The 9,980-nt window shown below is 71.7% G+C and carries 9 protein-coding genes; 6 read left to right on the top strand and 3 right to left on the bottom strand.

Translation table 11 applies throughout. The features are described from left to right. Together ACJA3G_RS05275 and ACJA3G_RS05270 are read right to left on the bottom strand one after the other, a co-directional pair. The coding region (locus tag ACJA3G_RS05275) for an MDR family MFS transporter (protein ID WP_406551686.1) at nt 1-1,556 on the bottom strand (1,556 nt) is incomplete at its 3' end. A 355-nt stretch (nt 1,557-1,911) separates the two neighbouring features. Continuing rightward, nucleotides 1,912-2,355, bottom strand: coding sequence for an SRPBCC family protein (locus ACJA3G_RS05270; RefSeq protein WP_406551684.1), 444 nt, complete (start codon nt 2,353-2,355; stop codon nt 1,912-1,914). 165 nt (nt 2,356-2,520) lie between these two features. On the opposite strand from ACJA3G_RS05270, the gene ACJA3G_RS05265 reads away from it, so the two are divergent. From ACJA3G_RS05265 to ACJA3G_RS05255, 3 genes are read left to right on the top strand one after another with little or no spacing between them, the layout of a single operon-like run. After that, nucleotides 2,521-3,567: an Rv2578c family radical SAM protein gene (locus ACJA3G_RS05265; protein WP_406551683.1), complete on the top strand. Its 1,047-nt coding sequence runs from the start codon at nt 2,521-2,523 to the stop codon at nt 3,565-3,567. Nucleotides 3,568-3,623: 56 nt separating this feature from the next. Further along, nucleotides 3,624-4,025, top strand: coding sequence for a RidA family protein (locus ACJA3G_RS05260; protein ID WP_406551682.1), 402 nt, complete (start codon nt 3,624-3,626; stop codon nt 4,023-4,025). Continuing rightward, on the top strand, nt 4,022-4,561 hold the full coding sequence (locus tag ACJA3G_RS05255; RefSeq protein WP_406551681.1) for a GNAT family N-acetyltransferase: 540 nt from the start codon (nt 4,022-4,024) through the stop codon (nt 4,559-4,561). The genes ACJA3G_RS05260 and ACJA3G_RS05255 overlap by 4 nt, the downstream gene beginning before the upstream one ends. A gap of 16 nt (nt 4,562-4,577) precedes the next feature. Here ACJA3G_RS05255 and ACJA3G_RS05250 read toward each other — a convergent pair whose 3' ends face one another. Beyond that, nucleotides 4,578-5,153: an adenylosuccinate lyase gene (locus ACJA3G_RS05250; RefSeq protein WP_406551680.1), complete on the bottom strand. Its 576-nt coding sequence runs from the start codon at nt 5,151-5,153 to the stop codon at nt 4,578-4,580. A 394-nt stretch (nt 5,154-5,547) separates the two neighbouring features. On the opposite strand from ACJA3G_RS05250, the gene ACJA3G_RS05245 reads away from it, so the two are divergent. The 3 genes from ACJA3G_RS05245 to ccrA all read left to right on the top strand — a co-directional run bounded on the left by ACJA3G_RS05245 (nt 5,548) and on the right by ccrA (nt 9,976). Continuing rightward, on the top strand, nt 5,548-7,332 hold the full coding sequence (locus ACJA3G_RS05245; RefSeq protein ID WP_406551679.1) for a 3-hydroxyacyl-CoA dehydrogenase family protein: 1,785 nt from the start codon (nt 5,548-5,550) through the stop codon (nt 7,330-7,332). A 115-nt stretch (nt 7,333-7,447) separates the two neighbouring features. Continuing rightward, complete coding sequence (locus tag ACJA3G_RS05240; protein ID WP_406551678.1) at nt 7,448-8,266, top strand: TetR family transcriptional regulator; 819 nt, start codon at nt 7,448-7,450, stop codon at nt 8,264-8,266. Between the two features lie 372 nt (nt 8,267-8,638). After that, nucleotides 8,639-9,976 carry a crotonyl-CoA carboxylase/reductase gene (ccrA, locus tag ACJA3G_RS05235; RefSeq protein WP_406551677.1) on the top strand — a complete coding sequence of 446 codons (1,338 nt, stop codon included), beginning with the start codon at nt 8,639-8,641 and terminating at the stop codon, nt 9,974-9,976. Nucleotides 9,977-9,980: the final 4 nt, after the last annotated feature.

The raw sequence follows: 9,980 nt of genomic DNA, 5'->3' as shown, positions 1-9,980 counted from the left end.
GGGGTCGCCTCGGCGGCGGGGGCGTTCTGGGACACCAGCGGTTTCTCCTTGAGGAAGAAGGCGAGCAGGAGGCCGAGCACGAGTACCGGCACCAGGTAGAGGAAGATCCGCGGCATGGCCTCGGCGTAGGCGCGGATGTAGCCGTCGCGCAGGGCGGGCGGCATGCCGTGCACCAGCTGCGGGGTGATCGACGTCGGGTCGGGCAGACGGGCACCGGCGGGGAGCTGCTCGGTGAGGGAGTGGGCGAGGCGGTTGGTGAACAGGGTGCCGAAGACGGCGGCCCCCACGCTGCCGCCGATCTGCCGGAAGTAGTTGTTGGTGCTGGTGGCGGTGCCGAGGTCGGCGGGGTCGGCGGCGTTCTGCACGGCGAGGACGAGGACCGGCATCACCAGGCCGATGCCGATGCCGAGGACCGCCATCCAGACGCTGTAGTCCAGCCGGGGCGTGTCCCTCTCCAGCCGGGAGAGCAGCCACATGCCCACCGCGGCGACCGCGCTGCCGAGGACCGGGTAGATCTTGTAGCGGCCGGTGCGGCTGATGAGCTGGCCGGAGACGATCGAGGCGGTGACGATGCCGCCCATCATGGGCAGGACCAGGAGCCCGGAGCCGGTGGCGCTGGCGCCGTCGACCATCTGCAGGAAGGTCGGCAGATAGCTGGCCGCACCGAAGAGCGCGACGCCGATGACCGCGCCGACCAGTCCGGAGACGGCGAAGACGGGATCGCGGAACAGCCGCAGCGGGATGAGCGGTTCGCGCGCGCAGCTCTCGACCACAACGAAGAGCAGGGCCGTGCCGAGGGCTCCCGCGGCCAGCCCCAGGATGACGCGCGAGCCCCAGGCGTACTGCGTTCCGCCCCAGCTGGTCAGCAGCACCACGCACGTCGAGGCGGCGATGAGCAGGAGCGCGCCGAGGACGTCCAGGCGCGGGCGGGCGGCGGGCCGGGGCAGTTCGAGGACGACGGCGACGACGGCGAGGGCGAGGAGACCGAAGGGGACGTTGACGTAGAAGCACCAGCGCCAGGAGGCGTGGTCGGTGAAGAAGCCGCCGAGCAGGGGCCCGGCCACCGAGGCCACGCCGTAGACGGCGCCGATCAGGCCCATGAACCGGCCGCGTCGGCGGGGCGGCACGATGTCGGCGATGATCGCCTGCACGCCGATCATGAGTCCGCCGCCGCCCACTCCCTGGACGGCGCGGAAGGCGATGAGCTGGTCCATGGTCCGCGACCAGCCCGACAGCGCCGAGCCGATCACGAAGACGACGATGGCGAACTGGAAGACGGGTTTGCGGCCGAAGAGGTCGCCCAGCTTCCCGTAGATGGGCAGTCCGACGGTGGAGGCCAGCAGATAGGCCGTGACCGCCCAGGAGACCTTGTCGAGGCCGTGCAGATCACCGACGATCTTCGGCAGCGCGGTCGCCACGATCATCTGGTCGAGGGCCGCCAGCAGCATGGTGAGCATCAGCCCGACGAAGACCAGCCGCACCCGGCGCGGGCTGAGCGACACGGTGGTCCCCGCGGGGCCGGCGGGCGGCGCCGGGACGAACGGGTCCTGTGCCACCGCGTCGGAGAACTCCGGAGCGGGCTCCCGCACGGCCCACCGTGCCCGCCGTTCCCCCGAAGGCCCGTCCTGCGCCGGGTCCTTCACCAGAGTGATCCCACCCACGTCTGCTCCCCTCGTCGCGCCTGATTCGCCTGCGCGGCGTACATACTGCGCATCCGGCGCTAATAGGGAGCAAGCGAAAGGGAAGCGGTGCGCGGGCGCACAACTCGCCCTGAAGGGGGGCGTGTCCACCGCCCCATCAGCGTGTTTCACACGGTCCGGCGCGCGCGGGCGCACCACCGGGCCGCCGCGAAAACCACTCGAACCGGTGACCGCGACCGGGAGCGCTGAGCGGCGGCCCGTGGGCCGGGACCTACTTCTCGACTTCGGCGGCGAGCTTGCCGAGCACGGTGTCGTGGATGCGGTTGAGGCCCTTGGGGGCGAAGGTCTTCTCGAAGAAGCCGCCGATGCCGCCCGCGCCGTTCCACACGGTGCTGACGACGACCTTGGAGCGGCCCTCGCCGGCCGGGGTGACGGTCCAGGTGGTGACCATGGAGGAGTTGCGGTCCTTCTCCACGAGCTGTCCCTCGGTCGGCTCGGAGACCTCCAGCAGGCAGTCGCGCACACGCTTGCTGGTGGCCTGGAGCTTCCAGTGGACGAGGGTGCCCTCGCCGTCGCCGCCCTCGCGCACCTGGTACTCGCTGAAGTGCTCGGACAGGAGCTTCGGACGGCTGTCCTTGTAGTCGGCCACGGTGTCGAACACCGTCTCCGGGCTCGCCGCGATGATCCGCTCCGTGGTGGCCTCGACCTGCGCCATGGCTCTTCCTCCAGCATTCGTGACATCCGGGGGGTGCGCCCGGATTCGGGGTGGGCAAAGCCAATCACCTCGGGGTCGGGCCCCCAAAATCGGGGTTGCTGCGATCATGGGAACAGATGTTCTATTCTGGGGCCAGTGCTACGGACGAGGCCCGAGGAGGCGTGTATGCGCTGGGACAATCTGGCCGAAAACGATCCGGCGCCACCCGGAGCGGGCCGCGCGACCGCGCTGTTCGACGCGGACGCGGTGGTCACCCGTACCTTCGACACCCCCGAGTTCCGGGGGGTCACCTTCCACGAGGTCCGCGCGCGTTCGATCGTCAACCGGGTGCCCGGGGTCTCCCGGATGCCGTTCGAGTGGACCGTCAACCCCTACCGGGGCTGCACCCACGCGTGCGTGTACTGCTTCGCCCGCAAGACGCACAGCTACCTCGACCTCGACACCGGGCTCGGCTTCGACTCGCAGATCGTGGTCAAGGTCAACGCCCCCGAGCTGCTGCGCCGCCACCTCGCCTCCAGCCGGTGGCAGGGCGAGCACATCGCCATGGGCACCAACGTCGACTGCTACCAGCGCGCCGAGGGCCGCTACCGGCTGATGCCGGGGATCATCGAGGCGCTGCGCGACCACGCCAACCCGTTCTCCATCCTCACCAAGGGCACGCTGATCCTGCGCGACCTGGAGCTGCTCCAGCAGGCCTCGGAGGTGACGCAGGTGGGCATCTCCGTCTCCGTGGGATTCACGGACCACGACCTGTGGCGCACGGTGGAGCCGGGCACACCCGCTCCCGAGCGCCGTCTCGACGTCGTACGGACGCTGACCGAGGCGGGCATCGGCTGCGGGGTCCTGATGGCCCCGGTGATCCCCTTCCTGGGCGACCACCCCGACCAGCTGCGCGCCACCGTCCGCGCCATCGCCGCCTCCGGCGCCACCTCGGTGACCCCGCTGGTGCTGCACCTGCGGCCGGGGGCGCGCGAGTGGTACATGGCGTGGCTCGCCGAGCACCACCCCCATCTGGTGCGGCGCTACGAGCGGCTGTACGCGGAGGGGGCGTACGCCCCGAAGTGGTACCAGCGCCGGATCACCCGGCACGTACACGAGCTGGCCACCGAATTCGGCATCGGCCCGGCGCACCGGGGCGCGGCCCGGCGCATTCCGCGGCGCGTGGAGCCGGAGCCGGAGCCCGCCGGCCCGACACAACTCACCCTGCTCTGACCGGAATCCGCCGACCCTGTTGACCGGTTGTCGGGGGCGGGGTTCAGGATGGGCGCATGACTTCACTCACGCACATCGCCACCCCGGACGGGCTCGCCCCCGGCGTCAACTACAGCCATGTGGTGTGGGGCACCGGCCGGTTCATCGCGATATCCGGTCAGTGCGCCCTCGACGAGAAGGGGGACGTGGTCGGCGAGGGCGACCCGGCGGCGCAGGCGCGGCAGGTCTTCGAGAACCTGCGCCGCTGCCTCCAGGCGGCGGGGGCGACGTTCGACGACGTGGTGAAGCTGACCGTGTTCGTCACCGACACCGCCTACCTCCCCGCGATCCGCGAGGCGCGTGAGGGCCACCTCGACAGCGGCCGGCTCCCGGCGACCTCGGCGGTCCAGGTCGTGTCGCTCTTCCGGCCCGAACTGCTGATGGAGATCGAGGCGTTCGCGGTGGTCGCCGACCGTTGAACACCGCCCCGCGCGTCCGGGACATGACCGCCGCCGACTGCGAGGCGGTCGCGACCGCCCGTGTCTCCGGCTGGCGCACGGCCTACCGGGGCCTGGTGCCGCAGACGTATCTGGACGCCCTCAGCGTGGAGCGGGACGCCGAGCGCCGCCGCGAGCAGCTGGCCCGCGGCACCGGCCCGGTCGTCCGCCTGGTCGCCGAGCGGGCGGGCGAGGTGATCGGCTGGGGGTGCTGCGGGCCGTACCGGGAGGACGGCGGCGCGACGGCGCCCGACGGCGAGGTGTACGCCCTGTATGTGCACCCGGACCACTGGTCCACGGGCGCCGGACGGCTGATCCTCGCCGAGCTGACCGCCCGCGCGGCGGCCGACGGCTATCCCCGCCTGCTGCTGTGGGTCCTCAAGGCCAACGGCCGGGCCCGGCGGTTCTACGAGCGCGCCGGTTTCGCCCCGGACGGCGCCGAGGAGGACTTCGTCGCGGACGGGGTCGCCGTCCCGGAGGTGCGGTACGCGACGAGGCTGACAGGGTTCGGTACGTGAGGGGTCCCCGGGTGCGTCAGCCGATGCGCCTGAGCGCCACAGCCGCGGCCGAGGCGAGACGGGGGCGGGCGAGCGCCGTCTCCAGGACCTCCACCGCCCGCTTGTCGCCCAGCTCCCCCAGCCCCTCCACACAGGCGAGCGCCACCCGCCAGTAAGGGGTGTCGGGCGAGAGCAGCGGTCGCAGGGTGGTGATCAGCGCCGGTACGGCCTCGGGGGCGCGCAGCGCGGTGAGCAGCCGCACGGGGTGCAGGGCGTACGCGGTGCGCAGCCGGTTGGTGGCGAGGGCGGCGGCGGCCCGGGCCGTGCGGGGATCCCCGAGCCGGGCCAGGGCGTGCGCCGCGGAGACACAGCGCGCGGGGTCGCGGTGGTTGAGCAGCAGCACCAGCGACTCGAAGGCGCGCCGGTCGCCCGCGCAGCCGAGCCGGAAGGCCGCGATCTCCCGGGCCCACAGCGGCCGTTCGCGTTCGGTGAGCACGGCCGCGAGCTCGTCGTGGTCCCGGGTCGAGAGCAGCCGCTCGTACGCGGGCACCGCGTCCCACGCCCTGGCCTCGTCCCGCAGCCGGTCCGCCAGGGACCGAAGCTCCTCGTCCATGCCGGGAAGCGTAGTGGGCGCCGGTCCGACGGGAAGGGGTCCGGCCGGGAGCACCGGGGGCGTCCGGCCGTGTGCGCCGGGGCGAGCCAGATCACATCGAGTCGCCACCCCCGCCCTATGGCGCGCTCGTTACTCACCGGTTAATCTCAGGTGAGCGGGCACGCCCCGCAGACTCCGGTGGCCTGGTGACGCAGCCACCGGCAGTGTTCGTCGGTTCGGCATTTTCACGGCGTGGCCCCGGGACCGGGTCCGCCGGCCCCAGCACCACCACGACACCTCTCCGCACGCCGTGCGCCCATGCCGCGCACCCGCGTCCTCGTCGACGCCGTCGCGACAGCCGGATGCCGGTCGCGTGCGCCCTCTCCTCAGTCGTCACTCACCCTGGAGTCCCGTGATGGACACCCCCCTGAACACCGTCGCCGTGGTCGGTCTCGGCACCATGGGCACCGGCATCGCCGACGTGCTGGCCCGCGCGGGCCGCGAGGTCATCGGTATCGACATCAGCGAGCAGGCCGCCCGCCGGGCCGTGGCTTCCCTGGAGGCGTCCACCGCCCGGGCCGTCGCCCGCGAGCGCATCACCGAGGAGGAGCGGCGCGACATCCTCGCCCGGTTCCGCACCTTCACCGACCTCCAGGCGGCGGCCGACGCCGACCTGGTCATCGAGGTCGTGCCGGAGACGTACGAGCTCAAGCAGCAGGTGTTCGCCGCGCTCGACACCGTCGTGGCGCCCACCGCGATCCTGGCGACGGGCACCAACGCCCTGTCCGTGACCCGGCTCGCCGCCCAGTCCGCGCACCCCGAGCGCGTCCTCGGCCTGCACTTCTTCAACCCGGCGCCCGCGATGAAGCTGGTCGAGGTGGTCTCCTCGGTCCTGACCGCGCCGCCCGCCGTGGAGGCGGTCACCCGGCTCGCGCTCGACCTCGGCAAGGAGCCGGTCGCGGTCGGCGACCGCCCCGGTTTCGTCGCGGACGGGCTGCTCTTCGGCTACCTCAACCAGGCCGCCGCGATGTACGAGTCGAAGTACGCCTCCCGCGAGGACATCGACGCCGCGATGAAGCTGGGCTGCGGGCTGCCGATGGGCCCGCTCGAACTGCTCGACCTGATCGGCATCGACACCGCCCGCACGGTCCTGGAGGCGATGTACAGCGACTCGCACGACCGGCTGCACGCCCCCGCGCCCATCCTCGGCCAGCTCACCGAGGCGGGCCTGACCGGCCGCAAGACGGGCCGCGGCTTCTACACGTACGAGGGTCCGGGCAGCGCGACGGTGGTGGCGGACGCGCAGACGCCGGCCACGATCGCGGCGGGCGCGGGCGGCGGCCGGCAGATCCGCTCGGTCGGTGTGGCCGGGTCGGGGACCATGGCCTCCGGCATCGCGGAGGTCTTCGCCAAGGCCGGGTACGACGTGGTGCTCGCCGCGCGCGGCCTGGAGAAGGCCGAGACCGCCAAGTCCCGTATCGCCAAGTCCCTCTCGCGCTCGGTCGACAAGGGCCGGATGACGGCCGCGGCCCGCGACGAGACGCTCTCCCGCATCACCCCGGCGGGCGCCCTGGAGGCCTTCGCCGACGTGGACCTGGCGGTGGAGGCGGTCGCCGAGGACCTGGGGGTCAAGCAGCAGCTGTTCGCCTCCCTGGACAAGATCTGCAAGCCGGGCGCGGTGCTCGCCACGACCACCTCCTCGCTGCCGGTCGTCGCCTGCGCCCGCGCCACCACGCGCCCGCAGGACGTCATCGGGATGCACTTCTTCAACCCGGCGCCCGCGATGAAGCTGGTCGAGGTGGTGCGTACGGTCCTGACCTCGGACGAGGTGCACGCCACCGTCCGCGAGGTCACCGCGAGGATCCGCAAGCACCCGGTGGACTGCGGGGACCGGGCCGGGTTCATCGTGAACGCGCTCCTCTTCCCGTACCTCAACAACGCGATCAAGATGGTCCAGGAGCACTACGCCTCGCTGGACGACATCGACGCGGCGATGCGGCTCGGCGGCGGGTACCCGATGGGCCCGTTCGAACTCCTCGACGTGGTCGGCCTCGACGTTTCCCTGGCCATCGAGAAGGTGCTGCACGCGGAGTTCCGCGACCCGGGCCTGGCGCCCGCCCCGCTCCTGGAGCACCTGGTCGCGGCCGGCTGCCTGGGCCGCAAGACGGGCCGTGGATTCCGCGAGTATGCCCGGCGCTGAGCCGTGGGGCTCCCCCGCCCGCCGGCCGGGGGAGCGCTGGGGCGGGCTGCTCGATCCGTCGGGCGGTCCGCCCCCGCGAGCGCGGCTTCCTGCACATATGCAGTACGTTCGGTCCATGCCCCAGCCCGCTGCCTCATCGAAACGGCCGACCCGACCGTCCGCCGCGCCCGACGCCCCGGAGAGTGCCGCCGGCAGCCGCGCCGCCGCCCAGCGGCTCAAAATGCGCCGTGAGCTGGCGGCGGCGGCGATGGAGCTCTTCTCGGCCAAGGGGTACGAGGCCACCACGGTCGACGAGATCGCGGCCCGCGCCGGGGTCGCCCGCCGCACCTTCTTCCGCCACTTCCGTTCCAAGGAAGAGGCGATCTTCCCCGACCACGACGACACCCTGGTCCGGGCCGAGGCGGTGCTCAACGCCGCTCCCCCGCACGAGCATCCGCTCGACACGGTGTGCCGGGGGATCAAGGAGGTCATGAAGATGTACGCCTCCTCCCCCTCGGTCTCGGTGGCCCGCTACAAGCTGACCCGCGAGGTGCCCACCCTGCGGGAGGCCGAGATCGCCTCGGTGGCCCGCTACGAGCGGCTCTTCACGCGCTATCTGCTCGGCCACTTCGACGAGCACGACCACCAGGCCGGCAACGACGACCCGCTGCTCGCGGAGGTGGCGGCCTCCGCGGTGGTCACCGCCCACAACCATGTGCTGCGGCGCTGGCTGCGGGCCGGCGGCCAGGGCGATGTGGAGGCCCAGCTCGACCACGCCTTCGCGATCGTCCGGGACACCTTCGGCTCCGGGATCGGCGCGGGGCGCACCGCCAGGCCGAAGGCCCCCGCGGCCTCGGTCTCCACCAGCGACGAGGTGCTGGTCGCGGTGGCGCGGACGGACGCGCCGCTGGACGAGATCATGCAGTCGATCAAGAAGGCGCTCCGGCAGCGCTGATCTGTCCGAAAGGTGAAGGCCCGCCCCTGTTCCGGGGCGGGCCTTCGCGTTTTCCCGGTGCCCGTTCGATCGATCATCGCTCATCGGTGCAGGTCATTACGCAATTGAGAGAAAATGTTGGCACGCAGTGTCTTGCCGACTGGCACCGCGTGCCATACGTTGATGTTGTCCGGGCGGCCGGCGTGCAGAGACCTCTCGTACGCCGGCTGTCCCCGCAAGCTTCTCCAGCGAGCGCGCCCGGACGCCTGCGTCACAGGCACCCTCCCGCGCCCACCAGGCGCCGCCGATCCCGTAGTACCGCCGAACCGACGGCACACCTCCACAGCAGCAGTCCCCTCAGCGTTCCCAACGCGCTTCGCCGGAGGCAACACCGTGAAGGAAATCCTGGACGCGATTCAGTCGCAGGAAAGCACCGCCGCTGACATCGCGGCTCTGCCCATCCCCGAGTCGTACCGCGCGATCACCGTGCACAAGGACGAGGCGGAGATGTTCGCCGGGCTCGCCACCCGGGACAAGGACCCGCGCAAGTCGATCCACCTCGACGAGGTGCCGGTCCCCGAACTGGGCCCCGGCGAGGCCCTGGTGGCCGTCATGGCCTCCTCGGTCAACTACAACTCGGTGTGGACCTCGATCTTCGAGCCGGTGTCGACGTTCAGCTTCCTGGAGCGCTACGGCAGGCTCAGCGAGCTGACCAAGCGCCACGACCTGCCGTACCACGTCATCGGCTCGGACCTGGCGGGCGTCGTCCTGCGCACCGGCCCCGGCGTCAACGCCTGGCAGCCCGGCGACGAGGTCGTGGCGCACTGCCTCTCCGTCGAGCTGGAGTCCAGCGACGGCCACAACGACACGATGCTCGACCCCGAGCAGCGCATCTGGGGCTTCGAGACCAACTTCGGCGGCCTCGCCGAGATCGCCCTGGTCAAGTCCAACCAGCTGATGCCGAAGCCCGCCCACCTGAGCTGGGAGGAGGCCGCGGCACCGGGCCTGGTGAACTCCACCGCCTACCGCCAGCTCGTCTCCCGCAACGGCGCCGGCATGAAGCAGGGCGACAACGTCCTGATCTGGGGCGCCAGCGGCGGCCTCGGCTCCTACGCCACGCAGTTCGCCCTCGCGGGCGGCGCCAACCCCATCTGTGTCGTCTCCAGCCCGGAGAAGGCGGAGATCTGCCGGTCCATGGGCGCCGAGGCGGTCATCGACCGCAACGCCGAGGGGTACAGGTTCTGGAAGGACGAGCACACCCAGGACCCCAAGGAGTGGAAGCGCTTCGGCAAGCGCATCCGCGAGTTCACCGGCGGCGAGGACATCGACATCGTCTTCGAGCACCCCGGCCGCGAGACCTTCGGCGCGAGCGTCTACGTGACGCGCAAGGGCGGCACGATCACGACCTGCGCCTCGACCTCGGGCTACATGCACGAGTACGACAACCGCTACCTGTGGATGTCGCTGAAGCGCATCATCGGCTCGCACTTCGCCAACTACCGCGAGGCGTGGGAGGCCAACCGCCTCATCGCCAAGGGCAAGATCCACCCCACCCTCTCCAAGGTCTACAGCCTGGAGGAGACCGGTCAGGCCGCCTACGACGTCCACCGCAACCTCCACCAGGGCAAGGTCGGCGTCCTCGCCCTCGCCCCGCGCGAAGGCCTGGGCGTGCGCGACCACGAACTCCGCGCCAAGCACCTCGACGCCATCAACCGCTTCCGCAACATCTGAGCAC

The organism is Streptomyces sp. YS-3 (genome assembly GCF_045257485.1).
Lineage (GTDB): Bacteria > Actinomycetota > Actinomycetes > Streptomycetales > Streptomycetaceae > Streptomyces.
Note: the sequence above shows the minus strand (reverse complement) of the source record. Positions and strands in the feature narration are given on the sequence as shown.